Source organism: Devosia sp. A16, assembly GCF_001402915.1.
Lineage (GTDB): Bacteria > Pseudomonadota > Alphaproteobacteria > Rhizobiales > Devosiaceae > Devosia_A.
In genome coordinates, this window is the sequence record NZ_CP012945.1 from 3,678,568 (window position 1) to 3,694,825 (window position 16,258).

The following is a 16,258-nucleotide window of genomic DNA, read 5'->3' on the forward strand; positions in this document are numbered from 1 at the left end:
CTTCGGAGATTCGCATGCGCCGTGCCGCCGTGACCGTCATTGCCTCGATCGCGTTCTGCGGAACGACACTGGCAGGGCCCGCCTATACGCCGCCCAGGCTCGCCGCGGCGAGGACGATGGAGGCGCCAGGCGATCTCCGCGCCGCGGCCACCGAACTCCTTGCGGCCGCGTCGGCCGGGGATGTGAACGGCATCGGCAAGTGGCTCGCATCGACGATCTCGGTGGTTTCCGGAAACCTCGATCTGTCGCTGCCGCGCGCCGTCACGCTGGCGGGACCGTGGGAGAGTGCGAAGTCGCAAGTGGCCGAATTGGGCAATAGCACCGGAGGTGATTGGGACCTGCCGCCCAAGGTCGATATCGGCGCCTTCCTGACCAGGATGGAGTTGGATTTCATCAGCCAGTCGCTCACCGACGGACAATCCTGGGGCACCGACCCGGCGATCGACGGCGCGATCTGCACTTATGCCCTGGGAACGGTCGACCCGGCCGAGGTGAAGCGCGCTGCCCGGGCTCTGAAGACCAGTGGCGACAATTTCGTCGGGGTGACGCGCGAGATCGAGCTGTTCGATGCGATGGAGAACGGCAAGCCCGTCGGAGAACTGGTCCCCGGCCTGCTCTATGCCACCGACTACGACGCCGAGACCGCGGTGGGTTGGACCGCCTTCCACCTGCCCAGCGGCGGCATCGGCTTCGGCAAGGTCGGCGGCGACGAGTTCGAGCGCCCGTATGCTTCGGGGCTCTGCTTCAGCCGACAACCGTCAGGCCAGTGGGCAGTGGTCGCCCAGGCGTCGACGGGGATATGAAGCCCCGGTCAGCGGGTCACCGAATTGCCGGCGAGCGTGACGTGCGGATATTTCGCGGCGTCCTGCACCAGATCTTCGCTGACGACCCGGTCCCCTTCCATCCCGACGATGGCGTGCTCCAGCGGAGCGTTGACGATGTTGCCGGTGATGGTGACCGGGCCGGGTGAGGGGTTCTTCACCACGCTGACGCCGATGCCGGTGCCGGTGGCGTAAAGCACGTTGTCGGCGATGATCACATCGCGCAGGAAGGTGCCGCGGCCGGCGAGGATGCCGACCCCCGGAACATTGTCGATGCTGTTGCCGGAGATGCTGGTTTCTGCCTCGGCATAGATTCCGAAAGGTCGCGCATCTGGGTTCACGTCCGAGCGCGAGCGGATGTTGCGCACGATGTTGCCCGAGCAGACCGCGAGCCGCCCGCCGGAATCGAGGTTGGTGATCGAAATGCCGCCGGCAGCGCCATCGACGATGTTGTTGGAGATGACCGAGCCTGAGAAGGCAAACTCGGAGAAGATCGCCACCTCGCCGGAATTGCGGCAGACATTGCCGGTGACGGCGACATTGCCGGTCGAATTGAGCCGCACCGCGGTGAACCGGCAATCGGTGATCTGGTTGTTGGCGACGATCACGTCGTTGCAGCGGAAGATGCTGATGCCATTGCCGTTCTGGCCGTTGCCGCCATTGGTCGCGCCGATGCCGGTGATGGTGTTGCCGGTGATGAGCGAGCCGTCGTGACGCGGCTTGCTGCCCCAGATCAGGAAACCGCCATTGCCGCACTTGGTGACGCGGTTGGTGGTGATGTTCAGTCCACGTCCATCGACCGAGAAGATCGCGGCCAGCGCGTGCCCGGTGAAATCGCAATCCTCGATATCGGCGCCCGCATCACGAACGGCGAGGCCGTTGGCCGCCCCGCCGACGAAACTGCAGTTGCTCAGCGTGACATGATCGCTCGCTTCGATCTCCACCAGCCCGCGATCGGCGCCCGAGGGGCCGCCATTGCCGCGGGTGAAAGTGACGCCGGCGAAGCTGACATGGGCGCTGCCGGCGATACGGAATACCGGCGCCTCGCCGGCCGCCGCGAGGATGGTGCCGCCGGGAATTCCGGTGACCACGACATTGCTCGGCACCTGCAGGTTCTGCACGTAGTAGCTGCCGGAAGGCAGGAACAATGGCCGGCCTTCGGCAGCGGCGCGCAGCAGCGCTTCCTGCATCGGTCCGCTCTGGTCGTCGAGGCTGCCTGGGCTGAGGTTCAGCGTCGTCGAGTCGAGCGACTGCGCCCTGACCCCGCCGACGAACGGCAGGGCGGCAAGTCCGACGAGAATGTGACGGCGGCTCAGACGCATGGCGGTGAGTGTAAGGGGGCAACGGGGGCTTTGGGAATTGCCCAATCCGGCAGCTTCCCCAGCCTATGTGGGATTGAAACCTACCGCATCAGCACCCAACGGCATGCGACACGACGGCCCGCTTTCATTTGGCAGCCCATGCTGCCGCCGGTATACAGTCGGCAACCGGCCATCGAATCCAGTGAGGCGTCATGCTCCTTCCCGACAAGATCTATCTCGGTCAAAGCGCGCGTCCGGAGTACCTGGCGCTCAAATACGGCAACCGGCACGGGCTGGTGACCGGCGCTACGGGCACCGGCAAGACCGTGACGCTGCAGTCGATCGCCGAGGGCTTTTCGGCCGCCGGCGTCCCGGTGTTCGCCGCCGACATCAAGGGCGATCTTTCGGGCATCGCCAACATGGGCAAGATGCTCGATTGGCAGGTGAAGCGGGCTCAGGAGATCGGTTTCACCGACTATGCCCCGGACAAGTTTCCCACCATCTTCTGGGATCTGTTCGGCCGGCAGGGACACCCGGTGCGGACCACCATCTCCGAAATGGGGCCGCTGTTGCTGAGCCGCATCCTCGACCTCAACGATACCCAGGAAGGCGTGCTGAACATTGCCTTCAAATATGCCGACGACAACGGCCTGCTGCTGCTCGATCTGAAGGATCTGCGCGCGCTTCTGGTGGAAATCGCCAACAACGCCAAGGACATCTCGGTCCAGTACGGCAACGTCGCCTCCGCTACCGTGGGCGCCGTGCAGCGCGCCCTGCTGGTGCTCGAGCAGCAGGGGGGCGATCAGTTCTTCGGGGAGCGGGCGCTCGACATCCGCGACCTGATGCGCACCACCACCGACGGCAAGGGCTATGTCTCGATCCTTGCCGCGGACGAACTGATGCGGGCGCCCCGGCTCTACGCGACCTTCCTGTTGTGGCTGATGTCGGAGCTGTTCGAAGTGTTGCCGGAAGTGGGTGATCCCGACAAGCCCAAGCTGGTGTTCTTCTTCGACGAAGCCCACCTGCTGTTCGACGATGCGCCCAAGGCGCTGGTCGACAAGGTGGAGCAGGTGGTCAAGCTGGTGCGCTCCAAGGGCGTCGGGGTGTATTTCGTGACCCAGAATCCGGTCGATATTCCGGATTCGGTGCTCGCCCAGTTGTCGAACCGCGTGCAGCACGCCCTGAGGGCTTATACTCCCAAGGAGCAGAAGGCGGTGCGGATGGCGGCGGACTCGTTCCGCCCCAACCCGGCCTTTTCCACTGCCGAGGTGATCACCCAGCTCGGCACCGGCGAGGCGCTGGTTTCCGTGCTCGAAGACAAGGGCGTGCCCTCGATCGTCGGCCGGACCCTGATCCGGCCGCCGTCGGGCCAGGTCGGACCGCTCCTGCCTGAGGAGCGTCGCGCAGTGATCGCCAATTCGCCGGTAGCCGGGGTCTACGACACGGTGGTCGACCGCGAGTCGGCGTTCGAGGTCCTGACCAAGAAGACCCAGGAGCGCCAGGCCAGCGAGGCCGCGGCCAAGCAGGCCGAGCTCGACGCCAGGCAGGCGCAGGCCGACGCCAAGGCGGCGGCGGCGCAGGAACGCGCCGATCGTGCCGCCCAGCCGCGCCGCTCGACCCGGCAGACCCCGACCGAGGCGGCGATCACCTCGTTCAGCCGCACCATGGCGAACGGCCTCGGCAAGGCGCTGCTGCGCGGGATCCTCGGTGGCCTCACTCGTGGCCGCTAACGTCGCGCAGAACCACCCGGCGCTGGCGGTCTTCGCTTCCGACAAGGGCCCCGGCGATGCCGAGCGCAGTTCGCTGATGTCGCAGGCCGGCACGCTGCTGGCGCGCCACGGGGCCAGGATCATCTGCCTCGCCGACGAAACGCTCGACAATATCCCGCTGATCACCAGCGCCCGCGCCGCCGGTGGCGAGGTTCTGATCGTCGCAGACGCAGCATTCCGGGCGCCGGCCGCACTGGCCGAGGTGCCGGTGGAACGGATCGACGATCCGGAAGCGCGGGTGAAGCGCGTTGGCGAACTGGCGCAGGGCTTTGTCGGCCTGCCGGGCTCGCTGGCCTCGGCCGCAGCGCTCTATCGCACCTGGGTGCGGGCGGGCGCCGGCGCCGGCGGCAAGCCGGTGGTGCTGCTCAACCATCACCGGGCCTTCGAGGCGATGCGCGGCATGGCTACCGATATCCTCAGCCATTCGGTGTCCCATGCCGACCGGGTGGTGGTATTCACCGACAATGTCGAAGACCTCTGGAACAAGGTCGCCTGGGCGCTGAACGTCACGGCCTAGGCGCACCCGCTCGCCAAACCACACCTGCCATCGTCCCCGCGTCGAGGATCAGCCGGTCCTGGCTGGTCGGGCCGACAGCCGCGAGCACATGCTAGGGGCAAATATGGAGGTGCTCGCGCTCCTCGTCCGAGCTGAAGCCCATCCCCCAGTTCCGCATGCTGAGCAGGACCGGCTCGAGCGAACGGCCCAGGTCCGTCAGCTCATATTCGACCCGTGGGGGCACTTCTGGATAGACGATGCGATTGATCACCCCGTCCCGCTCCAGTTCGCGCAGTTGCAGCGTCACCATGCGCGCCGTCGCGTTGGGCACCATCCGGCACAGCGCGTTGAAGCGCAACTTGCCGCCGAGCAGGTGAAACAGGATCACCGGCTTCCACAGACCTCCGATGACCGAAAGCGTCACTTCCACTGCACAACCGGTGCGGCGGGCCCGGCGGCGCGGGCGGGTCAGGATAGGGGTGCTATCATTCATGATAGTACATGTTGCCTTTGTACGTACTGGTCCCGGATGCATTGAAGCCCTAGCTAGGCCGGGAAACAAGAGGAACGTGCAAATGAAAGCTGCCTGGTTTTCCACCAAGGGTGCCGCCCGCGACGTATTGCAGGTCGGCGAGTTGCCCACGCCACAGCCGGGGCCCGGCGAAGTGCTGATCCGCGTCCGGGCCTCGGGGGTCAATCCCTCCGACACCAAGGGTCGCAGCGGCAGCGGCGCACCGGCTTTCGCGAAGGTCGTGCCCAATCAGGACGGCGCCGGTGAGATCGTCGCCGTGGGTTCGCCGGAGCTCGACCACCGGATCGGTGAGCGCGTCTGGTTCTATGAATCCCAGCTTGGCCGCTGGAACGGCTCAGCTGCCGAATATACGACGCTCCCCGCCTGGAAGGCTGTCCACCTGCCCGACAGCGTCAGCTTCGACGAGGGCGCCTGCCTCGGCATCCCCGCCATGACCGCCTATCGCTGTGTCTTCGTCGATGGTCCTGTCACTGGCAAAACCGTCTTTGTGTCCGGCGGTGCCGGCGCGGTCGGCCGCTACGCCATCCAGTTCGCCAAACTCGGCGGTGCCCGGGTCATCGCCTCGGTCGGCAATGATGCGGCCGCCGCGTCGGCCACGGCGGCCGGCGCCGATCTGGTCCTCAACCGCCATACCGATGATCTGCCCGCCCGGGTTGCCGCCTTCACCGGCGACAGCAAGGGCAGGGGCGTCGACCGCTTCATCGAAGTCGCCTTTGGCGCCAATCTCGAGCTGATCGGCAGGACTCTGGCGCCCAACGGCGTCGTCGCCACCTATGCCAGCGATAGCGTGCCTCAGCCCACCCTGCCGTTCTGGCCGATGATCTTTCTCGATGCCACCATCCGCTTCGTGCTGGTCTATGTGATGCCTGCCGAGGCCCACCGCGAAGCCGCTGCCGGCATCAACGCCGCGCTCGAGGCCAACCAGCTCACCCATCAGATCGGTCGCGTGCTGACCCTCGACGATATCGTTGCCGCTCACGAAGCCGTCGAACTCGGCGAACCCGGCAAGACGATCATTTCGCTGGGCTGACGCAACAACCCTGATGGCCCGCCGGACAAGGAGGGCCGATCACGGGGCGCGGAGCCCGGCTGTCAGTGCGTCGGCAGCGGTCGCTCACGCGTCCACAGCGGAATGACGTTGCCGTACTGCGAGAAGTCCGGGCGGCGGCCCGGCAGGGGCCGCGCCTGGCGATTGCCGCTACGGCTCGCTGCGCGCCGCGCCAGCCGGGATTGCACCCGCTCCAACAGGTACTTCGGCGACATCGGCTTGACGATCACCTCGTCGATGCCCGAGGCGATGCACAGCGACTTGGTCTCGGGCGAAACGACGCTGGCGAGCGCAATCACCTGGTAGTCGTGTTGCGGGATGCTCTCGTCGGCGCGGAGATCCCGGCTGACCCGGTCGGCCCGCGCCGACGCGCTGTCGAAATCGATCACCACGACATCGACCGGGGCAAGCCGCATATACGTGATCAGCGCCAGCTCCGACTCGAAGGGACGCACCCGGAAGCTCGGAATCGAAGCCAGGACCATGCTCAGAATGGAGCTCAGCGCCGGGTTCGCGACAAGGACAGCTATGGTGCGGACTGGTTCGGCCAAAGTCTCGCGACGCTCCCAATGGTTAATCGACTGTTACCATTGCGTGACGATCGGCGGAAGCCGCAGCAAATGCGCATATCGCGTTTTTTCCGGTCCTGCTGACGCGGCGAGCCACCGCCTTGTTGCGCAAGAAGAAAGGGCCCGCCGAAGCGGGCCCTGCATGCGATCGAGGGAAGCTTATTTGGCTTCTTCGAACAGGAACTCGACATGTTCCCAGTTCACCAGGTTGTCGAACCAGGCCTCGAGGTATTTCGGGCGCGCGTTGCGATAGTCGATGTAGTAGGAGTGCTCCCACACATCGACGCCGAGCAGCGGCTTGGCGTTGCCGTGCACCAGCGGCGACTCGCCATTGGCGGTCTTGGTGACCTGCAGCTTGCCGTCCTTGAGCGACAGCCAGGCCCAGCCCGAACCGAACTGGGTGGTGCCGGCATTGATGAAATCGGCGCGGAACTTGTCGAAGCCGCCCAGGTCGGAATCGATCGCCTTGAGCAGGGCTGCCGGTACCTTGGAGGCACCGCCGCCGCCATTGGGCTTCATCCAGTTCCAGAAATGCACGTGGTTGTAGTGCTGGCCCAGGTTATTGAACAGGCCCGGATCCTTGCCGAACACTTCCTTGACCTGGTCTTCGAGCGCCAGCACTTCGAGACCCTTGCCCTCGGCCAGCTTGGTGGCGTTGGTGACATAGGCCTGGTGGTGCTTGTCGTGGTGGAACTCGAGCGTCTCTTTGCTCATGTACGGGCCGAGCGCGTCATAGGCGTAGGGCAGGGGGGGAAGTTCGTATGCCATTCTGGATGCCTCCTTGGGGGACAGTCTCTATGAGTGTTGGCCGCTGGGCTGGCTCCGATATAGGCCCTTTGGCATTGCTCAACAATTCCCGCTTTGGGTGGAATTATGCCAAACCGACGCAACTGAGCGCAAAGGCATAGCTCAGGCCGGTCTCCTTGAGCTGGTCGAAGCGGCCCGAGGCGCCGCCATGCCCGGCACCCATATGGGTCTTGAGGTAGAGCGGATTGCCGTCGGTCTTGCTGGCGCGCAGTTTCGCCACCCACTTGGCCGGCTCCCAGTAGGTGACGCGCGGATCGGTGAGCCCGGCGAGCGCGAAGATCGGCGGGTAGTCCTTGGCGGCGACCTGCTCGTACGGGGCATAACTGGCAATCCGGTCATAGGCCGTCTTGTCGGTGATCGGGTTGCCCCATTCCGGCCATTCCGGCGGCGTGAGCGGCAGCGTCTCGTCGAGCATGGTGTTGAGCACGTCGACGAACGGCACCTCGGCGATCACCCCGGCCCACAAGTCGGGGCGCATGTTGGTGACGGCCCCCATCAGCAGGCCGCCTGCCGAGCCGCCCTCGGCGACGATCTGCTGGCTGCCGGTATAGCCCAGTTCGATCAGCGCCTCGGCGGCGGCGATGAAGTCGTTGAAGGTGTTGGTCTTGTGTTCGCGACGGCCGTTCTTGTACCAGGCGTAGCCTTTGTCCATACCGCCGCGGATATGCGCCGTGGCGTGGACGAAGCCGCGATCAACCAGCGAAAGCTTCGACACCGAAAAGCCGGCCGTCAGCGCGTGACCGTAAGCGCCATAGCCATAGAGCAGGGCAGGCGCCTTGCCGTCGAGCTTTAGGCCCTTGCGATAGAGCAGGGTCACCGGCACGCGCTCGCCATCGCTCGCAGTCGCGAAGATGCGTTTGGTCTCGTAGTCGCCGGGATTGTGCCCTGAGGGGACCACCTGTTCCTTCAGCAGGGTGCGCTCGCGGGTCACGAGGTCAAGATCGTAGGTGCGCGATGGCGTGGTCGGCGACGAATAGGTGAAGCGGATGGTGCTGGTGTCGAACTCGTAGCCGGCGGCCATGCCGAGCGCATAGGCCTCCTCGTCGAATTTCACCGTCCACTCCTCGCCGTCGTCGAGGTTGCGCACCACGATGCGCGGCAGCCCCTCGGAGCGTTCGAGCCGGACCAGGTGGTGGCTGAGCAGGATGATGTCGAGGATCAGCACGCCGGGCCGGTGCGGCACCAGGTCGATCCAGTTCTCTGCGGCCGGATTGTCGGCGTCGACGGTGACGATCTTGAAGTCCTCGGCGCCGTCGGCGTTGGTAAGGATGTAGAACACCCCGTCGCGGTCCTCGACGTCATACTCGCGGTCGACAAGGCGCGGCGAAACCAGTTTCGGTGCACCTCCGGTGCGGGTGTCGATCAACCAGAATTCCGACGTCTGGTGGTCATGCGCGTCGATGACGATGTAGTTGCGGCTGAGCGTCTCGTCGACGCCGACGAAAAAGCCGGGGTCCTTCTCTTCGTAGACGATCTCGTCATCGGCCTGCGGCGTGCCGAGCACGTGGCGGCGCACGCGGAAGGGGCGATGATTGTCGTCATACTCGGAGTAGTAGATGGCACTCGAGTCGGCCGACCACACGCCACCGCCGGCGACATCCTCGATGATCTCGCCGGTGTCCTGGCCGGTGGCGAGGTCGCGGATATGCAGAGTGTAGAACTCCGAGCCCTGTCGGTCGGCGCTCCAGGCGAGCAGGCGGTGCGAAGGGTCGTGGTCGCCGCCGCCGAAGCCGAAATAGCCGTCGCCTGCCTCGATATTGCAGTCTAGCAGGATCTGCTCCGTGCCGCCCTCGCGCGGCGTACGGACGAGGATCGGATACTGCTTTCCTTCCTCCATGCGCGAATTGTAGGCCCAGGGACCGTCGGCGGACGGGATGCCGCTCTCGTCCTCTTTGATGCGGCCGCGGATCTCCCGGTAGATCTTGTCGACCAGCGCCTCGTGCGGGGTCTCGAAGGCCTCGGCGAAGTAGGCGTTTTCCGCTTCGATATAGCCGCGAATGTCGGCGGGCAGGGTTGCAGGATCCTGCATCACCTCCTGCCAGTTCTCGGCCCGGAGCCAGTGATAGGGATCCTGCCGGGTGATGCCATGATGGGTCGTGGCATGCTGGCGGCGTTCGGCGACGGGTGGAATGGGCATGGGGGAGGTCTCGAGAAGGGTTGCTGCGAGGTAGTCGCGACGGTGATCGCTTGTAAAGGACAGGATGCTGCCGCGCCGCCTTCTCCCCTCGTGGGGGAAGGTGCCCGAAGTACGGATGAGGGGGTGTCCTCCGCGCACACTTCGTGTTGCAGACCGCTCATCCGGCGCTGCGCGCCGCCTCGCGGCGAGGGCGAACGCCCTCGTCCGCTGATCACGACGGGAGAAAGGCAGGCGCGCTTGGCGCGGCTGCGTGCTTACGCCTTCGGCTCGAACTGCAGGCTGGTGCCGTTCATGCAGTAGCGTTGCCCCGTCGGGTTGGGGCCGTCAGGGAAGACATGGCCAAGGTGCGCGCCGCAATTGGCGCAATGGGCTTCGATGCGGACCATGCCGTGCGAACGGTCGATGGTCTGCGCCACCGAGCCCTCGATCGCCGAAAAGAAGCTCGGCCAGCCCGAACCGGACTCGTATTTGGTGTCGGCGGTGAACAGCTCGGCGCCGCACGAGGCGCAGTGATAGATGCCGTCGCGCTTCTCGGCGTTGTAGATGTGGGACCAGGGCCGCTCGGTGCCGTGCTCCCTGGCAATGCGATAAAGCTCGGGGGTGAGCGTGGCGCGCCACTCCTCGTCGGACTTCTGAACCTTGAAGGTCTCGCTCATCGGGGAATCTCCGTTGTGCGCTGCATATGGCGATTGCGCCGATCGATCGCAAATCGCCCTTTGCTCACAAAGCTGTGGTGCACATCGCCGCACCTGCCGGTTTGCCTTGCCGGGGCAGGGTGAGGGGCTAAGGTGACGCAGATGCGAATCCTGCAGGGAGGCGGACCCGGGTGGAGGCCACACCTGATATTGTGATCGTTCTGGCTGTGGTGCTGCCGTTTGTTGCGGCAGCGCTGGCGCCGCTGGTGCACCGGCTCATCGGCGACTTCACCGGCTGGGTGGTGGCGCTGGTGCCGCTCTCTGCCTTCATCGCCCTGTGGCCGCTGCTCGAGCGGACTGCGGCCGGCGAGGCGATCCATGTGGCCTGGCCATGGGCGCCGTCCTGGGGGCTGGAGCTCAGTTTCCTGATCGACGGACTGAGCCTCGTCTTCGCGCTGACCATCGCCGGCGTCGGCGCGTTCGTGCTGCTCTATTCCGGCGCTTATCTGAAGGGGCATCGGCAAGGGCGGTTTCTCGGTTTCCTCCTCGCCTTCATGGGCGCGATGCAGGGGCTGGTGCTGGCCGACAACCTGGTGGCGCTCTACCTGTTCTGGGAACTGACTTCGGTCGCCTCCTTCCTCCTTATCGGTTTCGACCATACGCGACAGGCAGCGCGGCGCGCCGCGATCCAGGCCCTGGTGGTGACGGGGCTGGGAGGCCTGGCGCTGCTGGCGGCCGGGGTGGCGATCTACGCCATCGCCGGCGCATGGGAGCTGAGCGCGGCCGGCGACCTCAAAGGCAATGTCGCCTATCCGCTGCTGGTCGGGCTGGTACTGCTGGCCGCCTTCACCAAATCGGCGCAACTGCCGTTTCATTTCTGGCTGCCCAACGCCATGGAGGCGCCAACCCCGGTTTCGGCCTATCTCCACTCGGCCACCATGGTGCAGGGCGGCGTCTACCTGGTCGCACGGATGACGCCGCATCTGGGCGGCGAGGCGATCTGGAACCTGACACTGATGGGGTTCGGCGGCGTCACCCTGCTGTGGGGGGCGATTGCAGCCCTGCGTCAGACCGACCTCAAGCAGATGCTGGCGCAGACCACTCTGGCCTCGCTCGGACTGCTGATGTTGTTGCTGGGAGCCGGCACCGAGATGGCGGTGACCGCCGCGGTGCTCTACTTTATCGCCCACGCGCTCTACAAGGCCGGCCTGTTCCTGGTTGCCGGGGCCATCGATCACGGCACCGGCACGCGCGACATCACCATGCTCGGCGGTCTGCGCGATGCGATGACGGTGAGTTTCATCGGCACCATCATGGCGTCGGCTGCGATGTTCGGCTTGCCGCCGCTGATCGGCTTTTTCGCCAAGGAGGAGATGTATGCGGCGCTTGCCCTCGGACAGCTCGAGTCGCTGCTGGCGCTCGCCGCGCTGGTGCTCGGCAACGGGCTGCTGGGCGCCGTCGCGCTGGCGCTGCTGATCAAGCCGTTCATGGGCCAGGTGCTGCCCACCCCGATCGAGCCGCATGAGGCGCCGGTGGCGATGCTCGCAGGGCCGGTGGTGCTGGGTGTGCTCGGCATCTTTCTCGGCTTCATTCCGGTGCTTGCGGGCCAACTGGCCGTGGCGCCGGCGACCTCGGCGATCCTCGGCGTCTCGGTAGAGACGCACCTGAAGCTCGGGGTCGATCTGCTGGGGCCGGCCTTCTGGTTGTCGGTCGTCACCTGGGCGCTGGCGATCGGGCTGTTCCTCAGGCTCGACCTGGCGCGATCGCTGTTGCGGCGTGCCGCGACGGCGATCGGCTGGAGCTTCGATATCGGCTTCGACTGGGTGTATTTCGGTATCGTGCGCTTTGCCGGCGCGGTGACCCGGCTGCTGCACCACGGGCGGCTGGAGCTCTACCTGTTCCTGGTGTTCGCGCTGCTGGTGGTCGCCGCGATCGGGCCGCTCTGGGTGCTGGACGGGCTGCCGCGCGGGCCACAGGTTCTCGACCTCCGCTTTTACGAGTGGGGGCTGGTGGCTCTCGCCGTGCTCGGCGTGGCGACAGTCGTCCATGCCCGCAGCCGCCTGTTCGCCATCCTGGCGCTTGGGGTGCAGGGCTTGGCGGTGGCCTTGCTCTACCTGGTCTTCGGCGCACCGGACCTCAGCTTCACCCAGTTCATGGTCGAGATTCTCAGCGTCGTGATCCTGGCCCTGGTGATGACCCGGCTCGACCTCGACAGCGCCGACCCGCGCCCGCTCGAGGATTGGGCTCGCGACGGTGGCGTGGCGCTGCTTGGCGGGGTCGCCCTGACCATGCTGCTCTGGGCCGTCATCGAAGGCCCGCTGGACCTTCGGCTGTCCACCTTCTTCAACGCCAACAGTGTGCCGATCGCCCACGGGCACAACATCGTCAACGTGATTCTCGTCGACTTCCGCGGGCTGGATACGCTGGGCGAGATCTCGGTGGTGATGACCGCGGGCATCGCCATCCTGGCCCTGATCCGCAGCGCCCGGCGCGACAAGCCGATCGAACCGGCGCCTCTGGTTGAACCGCCAGCGAAGCGCCGTGCGGTGCGAAAGGCGGCGCCATGAACTCGCTGATCTTTCGCACCATCGCCCCGCTGCTGGTCGCCGTCATGCTGGTGTTTTCGGTGTTCGTGCTGCTGCGCGGCCACAACGAGCCGGGCGGCGGCTTCATTGGCGGGCTGATCGCGGCTTCGGCGCTCACCATCTACGGCATGGCGATGGGCGTTGCGGCGGCGCGTACCGCCCTGAAGGCGCACCCTCTGGCCTATGCCGGCTTCGGCGTCGCGCTGGCCGGGCTCGCTGGCGTATTGTCGATCCTGTTCGATGTGCCGTTCCTCACGGGCCTGTGGACCAGTTTCACTTTCGATGGAGCTGAGGTCGCGCTCTCGACGCCGATGGTGTTCGACATCGGCGTCTACTTCGTGGTGTTCGGCACCATCACGGCGGTGGCGCTGGCGCTCGAAGACAGCGGGGGAGGCGTCTGATGGACCATGTCATCGCCGCCCTCTCCGGTGTGTTCTTTACCGCGGCAATCTACCTGCTGCTGTCGCGGGCGCTGATCCGCATGCTGCTCGGCATGGTGCTGCTGGGCAATGCGGTGAACCTCCTGATCCTCGTCGCCGGACGGCTGGGACGAATCGTGCCGCCGATCGCGCTCGACGGGGCCAGGGCGCCGCTCGCGGAAGCGGCGAACCCCTTGCCGCAGGCGCTGATCCTCACCGCCATCGTCATCGGCTTTGCCATGTTCGCCTTCCTGTTGGTGCTCGCCTATCGCGCCTATCAGTCGCTCGAAGCCGACGACACCGATCGGATGCGCATCACCGAGCCGCGCGGCGGCCCCCAACCGCCGATGAGCTACTGATGAGCGGGGCGATGCAGGATTTCGCGACGCACCCAGGCGACTGGCTGGTGATCCTGCCGGTCGTGCTGGCGCTGCTCGGCGGGGCGGTCCTGCTGATGCTGCGTGAGGCGCGGGCGGCCCAGTTCTGGCTGGCGCTCGGCACTGTGGCGGTGATTTTCGTCTCCGATATCGCGCTGGCACTCAGGGTGAGCGAGACGGGGCCGGTAGCGATGACCATGGGGCGCTGGTTGCCGCCCTTCGGCATCAGCTTCGTCGCCGACCTCACCGGGGCGGTGTTCGCCCTGGCGGCCGCCGGGGTAACGCTGCTGCTACTGGTCTATCTCCGGATGGACATGCCCGACCGGGCGCGGCGCGACGGAGTCTATCCATTGATTCTGCTGCTGCTCGCCGGGGTGAGCGGTTCGTTCCTCACCGGCGACCTTTTCAACCTCTACGTCTGGTTCGAGGTGATGCTGATCGCAAGCTTCGGGCTGATGGTGCTGGGCGGGCGCAACATCCAGCTCGATGGCACGATAAAGTACGGCTTCCTCAATTTCCTCGCGACGACCTTCTTCCTTGCCGCGCTCGGGCTGCTCTACGGCACTCTGGGGACGCTCAACATGGCCGATATCGTCGGCCGCGCCGCCGAGGCCAGCCCGGCGGTACTGGCCTCGATCGCGGCGCTGCTGCTGCTGGCCTTCGGCATGAAAGCGGCTGCGTTTCCGGTAAATGCCTGGCTGCCCGCCAGTTATCACGCCCCACCTCCCGCCATCTCGGCGTTGATGGCGGGGCTGCTGACCAAGGTCGGCGTCTACGCATTGCTGCGGGCGCTGGTGATGCTGCTGCCGGCCAGCCGCGACCTCCTCGCGCCGGTGCTGGCCCTGGTGGCGATCGGCACGCTCATCCTCGGTCCGCTCGGCGCCATCGCCGAAACCAATCTTCGGCGGGCGCTCGGCTTTCTGGTCATCGGCGGCATCGGCGCCACCATTGCCGGCGTCGCTCTCGGCAACGCGGCGGGGCTGGCCGGCTCGGCCACCTATGTGCTGCACGCCATGCTGACGATCACCGGTCTGTACCTTGTCGCCGGTTTGCTCGAGGCGCTGACCGGCGAGACCGATACGCGCCGCATGGGCGGCATCTACGCCGTTGCCTCGCTGCCTTCGGTGCTGTTCTTCGTGCTGATGCTGGCGGTCGCCGGCGTCCCGCCATTCCTCGGCTTCTGGCCCAAACTGCTGCTGGTGCAGGGCGGCATCGAGGGCTGGGGATTCGGCCGCGATGGCTGGGCCCTGGCACTGTGGATCGCCGTGCTCGGCAATGCCCTCCTGACGCTGATCGCGGTCAGCCGGCTCTGGGCTCATATCTTCTGGCGCCCCGGACACGAAGCGGCAACCACCGAGGCGCCCAATCCCGACCTGAAGCCGCTGGCGCCGCGGGTCCGCCGGCTGGGACTTGGCACCGCCGGCGTCCTGACCCTGGTGGTGCTGCTGCTCGGCGTGTGGCCCGAGCCGCTGCTCGGCTTCGGCCGGGAGGCGGCTGCCGGGTTGCTGCAACCGGCCAACTATGTCGCTGCCACCGGCCTTGCGGGAGCGGCACCATGAGCCTGGTTCTCCTCACCATCGTCCTGGCGCTGGGCTGGGCCGCCGTCACTGGCAGCTTCACGCTGCCCAACCTGCTGCTGGGGGCGCTGGTCAGCATCGCCTGCTTGTTCGTGGTTCGCCAGTTCGTCTCCCGTCCACACTTCGCGCCGCGCGCCCTGCGCATCGTCTCGCTCGGCTGGCTGTTCATCGTCGAGCTGATGATGAGCGCGCTCCGCGTGGCTCGGCTGGTGCTGCGCCCCGACCTCAACGCCCATATCCGGCCCGCCATCATCGCCTTTCCGCTGAGCGTGACGCGTGACGCCGAGATCACGCTGCTGGCCAACCTCATCACTCTGACCCCGGGCACGCTGAGCGTCGACGTCTCCGAGGACCGGCGCTTCCTCTACATCCACGCCATCCATGTCACCGACCGCGAAGCCTTCATCCGGGAAATTGCCGACGGGTTCGAAGCCAAGGTGAAGGGGGCGTGCAATTGAGCGGCGCGGCGGCATTGCAGCTGGCGAGCCAGGTGGCGCTCGGCCTGTTGCTTATCGGCATGGTGCTGGCGGTGATTCGGTTGATCCGCGGCCCCAATCTCGGCGACCGCATCCTGGCGCTCGACATGATCGGCGTGCTGGCCGTGGGTTTTATTGGCGGCGTTGCGGTGCTGACCGGGTTTTCCCTCTACATCGATATCGCCATCGCCCTGGCGCTGGTCAGTTTCCTCGCCACGGTGGCGCTGGCACGCTACCTGATGAGCCGGGCGGCGCGTCGCAACCGAGAGAGCGGACGATGATCGCCGAGCTTGCCAATTACCTTGGCGCCTTGCTGGTGCTGGCCGGCGCCGTGTTCAGCCTGATCGCCGCCATCGGCGTCATGCGCTTGCCCGACCTCTACACCCGGCTGCACGCCGCCTCGAAAGCAGGGGCAATCGGCGCCGGCCTGATCCTGCTGGCGGTCGCGGTGGTCTCATTCGACGGTGCCGTAGCGCTCAGGGCTTTGCTGGGGATTGTGTTTCTGCTGTTGTCCACTCCAGTGGCCGCGCATTTGCTCGCCCGTGCGGCATATCGCTGCGGCGAGGCGCCCACGGCCGCGACGACTGTCGACGATTTGAAGTGAAACACTTTGGCAACTGCACATTATTGCCGCAAATGAAAGGTTATACACATAGACGGCAGCTGCTATTGCATTCGCAGTGCCGCGGTTCTATTGAACCAGTCCAGG

The 16,258-nt window shown here is 66.1% G+C and carries 17 protein-coding genes; 11 read left to right on the forward strand and 6 right to left on the reverse strand.

Annotation, left to right across the window (positions count from 1 at the left end; all coding sequences use genetic code 11):
* Positions 1-14: 14 nt before the first annotated feature.
* Complete coding sequence (locus APS40_RS17680; protein ID WP_055048309.1) at positions 15-803, forward strand: hypothetical protein; 789 nt, start codon at positions 15-17, stop codon at positions 801-803.
* Positions 804-811: 8 nt separating this feature from the next.
* Here APS40_RS17680 and APS40_RS17685 read toward each other — a convergent pair whose 3' ends face one another.
* Complete coding sequence (locus APS40_RS17685; protein WP_055048310.1) at positions 812-2,143, reverse strand: TIGR03808 family TAT-translocated repetitive protein; 1,332 nt, start codon at positions 2,141-2,143, stop codon at positions 812-814.
* 191 nt (positions 2,144-2,334) lie between these two features.
* Here APS40_RS17685 and APS40_RS17690 point away from each other — a divergent pair, with 191 nt between their 5' ends.
* Positions 2,335-3,852, forward strand: a complete 1,518-nt coding sequence (locus tag APS40_RS17690) for a helicase HerA-like domain-containing protein (RefSeq protein ID WP_055048311.1) — start codon at positions 2,335-2,337, stop codon at positions 3,850-3,852.
* A complete protein-coding gene (locus APS40_RS17695; RefSeq protein ID WP_156342979.1) occupies positions 3,830-4,408 on the forward strand; it encodes a hypothetical protein in 579 nt (192 codons plus the stop codon). The genes APS40_RS17690 and APS40_RS17695 overlap by 23 nt, the downstream gene beginning before the upstream one ends.
* 91 nt (positions 4,409-4,499) lie before the next feature.
* Here the strand turns inward: APS40_RS17695 and APS40_RS17700 are convergent, their stop codons facing one another.
* Entirely contained in the window at positions 4,500-4,880 is a 381-nt protein-coding gene (locus tag APS40_RS17700) for a winged helix-turn-helix transcriptional regulator (RefSeq protein WP_055048313.1), read from the reverse strand.
* 82 nt (positions 4,881-4,962) lie between these two features.
* Between APS40_RS17700 and APS40_RS17705 the strand changes: the two genes are divergently transcribed.
* Positions 4,963-5,949: an NADPH:quinone reductase gene (locus APS40_RS17705; protein ID WP_055048314.1), complete on the forward strand. Its 987-nt coding sequence runs from the start codon at positions 4,963-4,965 to the stop codon at positions 5,947-5,949.
* Between the two features lie 62 nt (positions 5,950-6,011).
* Here the strand turns inward: APS40_RS17705 and APS40_RS17710 are convergent, their stop codons facing one another.
* The 4 genes from APS40_RS17710 to msrB form a co-directional block, all read right to left on the reverse strand.
* Entirely contained in the window at positions 6,012-6,518 is a 507-nt protein-coding gene (locus tag APS40_RS17710) for a response regulator (RefSeq protein ID WP_156342980.1), read from the reverse strand.
* A gap of 177 nt (positions 6,519-6,695) precedes the next feature.
* On the reverse strand, positions 6,696-7,304 hold the full coding sequence (locus APS40_RS17715) for a superoxide dismutase (RefSeq protein WP_055048316.1): 609 nt from the start codon (positions 7,302-7,304) through the stop codon (positions 6,696-6,698).
* Between the two features lie 103 nt (positions 7,305-7,407).
* Entirely contained in the window at positions 7,408-9,480 is a 2,073-nt protein-coding gene (locus APS40_RS17720) for a S9 family peptidase (protein ID WP_055048317.1), read from the reverse strand.
* A gap of 254 nt (positions 9,481-9,734) precedes the next feature.
* On the reverse strand, positions 9,735-10,136 hold the full coding sequence (gene msrB / locus APS40_RS17725; protein WP_055048318.1) for a peptide-methionine (R)-S-oxide reductase MsrB: 402 nt from the start codon (positions 10,134-10,136) through the stop codon (positions 9,735-9,737).
* 191 nt (positions 10,137-10,327) lie between these two features.
* Between msrB and mbhE the strand changes: the two genes are divergently transcribed.
* Genes mbhE through mnhG form a run of 7 tightly spaced genes read left to right on the forward strand, consistent with a single transcriptional unit; the run spans position 10,328 to position 16,153 of the window.
* A complete protein-coding gene (gene mbhE / locus APS40_RS17730) occupies positions 10,328-12,682 on the forward strand; it encodes a hydrogen gas-evolving membrane-bound hydrogenase subunit E (protein ID WP_236884123.1) in 2,355 nt (784 codons plus the stop codon).
* On the forward strand, positions 12,679-13,101 hold the full coding sequence (locus APS40_RS17735) for an MnhB domain-containing protein (RefSeq protein WP_055048319.1): 423 nt from the start codon (positions 12,679-12,681) through the stop codon (positions 13,099-13,101). The genes mbhE and APS40_RS17735 overlap by 4 nt, the downstream gene beginning before the upstream one ends.
* The gene (locus APS40_RS17740; protein WP_055048320.1) at positions 13,101-13,478 is read left to right on the forward strand and encodes a Na+/H+ antiporter subunit C; all 378 of its coding nucleotides are present in this window, start codon (positions 13,101-13,103) and stop codon (positions 13,476-13,478) included. Before APS40_RS17735 ends, APS40_RS17740 begins: the two co-directional genes overlap by 1 nt.
* A complete protein-coding gene (locus tag APS40_RS17745; protein WP_055048321.1) occupies positions 13,478-15,055 on the forward strand; it encodes a proton-conducting transporter transmembrane domain-containing protein in 1,578 nt (525 codons plus the stop codon). The genes APS40_RS17740 and APS40_RS17745 overlap by 1 nt, the downstream gene beginning before the upstream one ends.
* Positions 15,052-15,531 carry a Na+/H+ antiporter subunit E gene (locus tag APS40_RS17750; RefSeq protein WP_055048322.1) on the forward strand — a complete coding sequence of 160 codons (480 nt, stop codon included), beginning with the start codon at positions 15,052-15,054 and terminating at the stop codon, positions 15,529-15,531. The genes APS40_RS17745 and APS40_RS17750 overlap by 4 nt, the downstream gene beginning before the upstream one ends.
* The gene (locus APS40_RS17755) at positions 15,522-15,830 is read left to right on the forward strand and encodes a cation:proton antiporter (RefSeq protein ID WP_236884124.1); all 309 of its coding nucleotides are present in this window, start codon (positions 15,522-15,524) and stop codon (positions 15,828-15,830) included. The genes APS40_RS17750 and APS40_RS17755 overlap by 10 nt, the downstream gene beginning before the upstream one ends.
* Positions 15,827-16,153 (forward strand): monovalent cation/H(+) antiporter subunit G, encoded by a 327-nt coding sequence (gene mnhG, locus APS40_RS17760; protein WP_055048324.1) that lies wholly within the window; start codon positions 15,827-15,829, stop codon positions 16,151-16,153. The genes APS40_RS17755 and mnhG overlap by 4 nt, the downstream gene beginning before the upstream one ends.
* The last annotated feature ends 105 nt before the right edge of the window (positions 16,154-16,258 follow it).

What these genes read in the sequence shown, in the direction of transcription:
- APS40_RS17680 (WP_055048309.1), top strand. Translation starts at nt 15, where the DNA reads ATGCGCCGTGCCGCCGTGACCGTCATTGCCTCGATCGCGTTCTGCGGA.
- APS40_RS17685 (WP_055048310.1), bottom strand. Translation starts at nt 2,143, where the DNA reads ATGCGTCTGAGCCGCCGTCACATTCTCGTCGGACTTGCCGCCCTGCCG.
- APS40_RS17690 (WP_055048311.1), top strand. Translation starts at nt 2,335, where the DNA reads ATGCTCCTTCCCGACAAGATCTATCTCGGTCAAAGCGCGCGTCCGGAG.
- APS40_RS17700 (WP_055048313.1), bottom strand. Translation starts at nt 4,880, where the DNA reads ATGAATGATAGCACCCCTATCCTGACCCGCCCGCGCCGCCGGGCCCGC.
- APS40_RS17705 (WP_055048314.1), top strand. Translation starts at nt 4,963, where the DNA reads ATGAAAGCTGCCTGGTTTTCCACCAAGGGTGCCGCCCGCGACGTATTG.
- APS40_RS17715 (WP_055048316.1), bottom strand. Translation starts at nt 7,304, where the DNA reads ATGGCATACGAACTTCCCCCCCTGCCCTACGCCTATGACGCGCTCGGC.
- APS40_RS17720 (WP_055048317.1), bottom strand. Translation starts at nt 9,480, where the DNA reads ATGCCCATTCCACCCGTCGCCGAACGCCGCCAGCATGCCACGACCCAT.
- msrB (WP_055048318.1), bottom strand. Translation starts at nt 10,136, where the DNA reads ATGAGCGAGACCTTCAAGGTTCAGAAGTCCGACGAGGAGTGGCGCGCC.
- APS40_RS17735 (WP_055048319.1), top strand. Translation starts at nt 12,679, where the DNA reads ATGAACTCGCTGATCTTTCGCACCATCGCCCCGCTGCTGGTCGCCGTC.
- APS40_RS17740 (WP_055048320.1), top strand. Translation starts at nt 13,101, where the DNA reads ATGGACCATGTCATCGCCGCCCTCTCCGGTGTGTTCTTTACCGCGGCA.
- APS40_RS17745 (WP_055048321.1), top strand. Translation starts at nt 13,478, where the DNA reads ATGAGCGGGGCGATGCAGGATTTCGCGACGCACCCAGGCGACTGGCTG.
- APS40_RS17750 (WP_055048322.1), top strand. Translation starts at nt 15,052, where the DNA reads ATGAGCCTGGTTCTCCTCACCATCGTCCTGGCGCTGGGCTGGGCCGCC.
- mnhG (WP_055048324.1), top strand. Translation starts at nt 15,827, where the DNA reads ATGATCGCCGAGCTTGCCAATTACCTTGGCGCCTTGCTGGTGCTGGCC.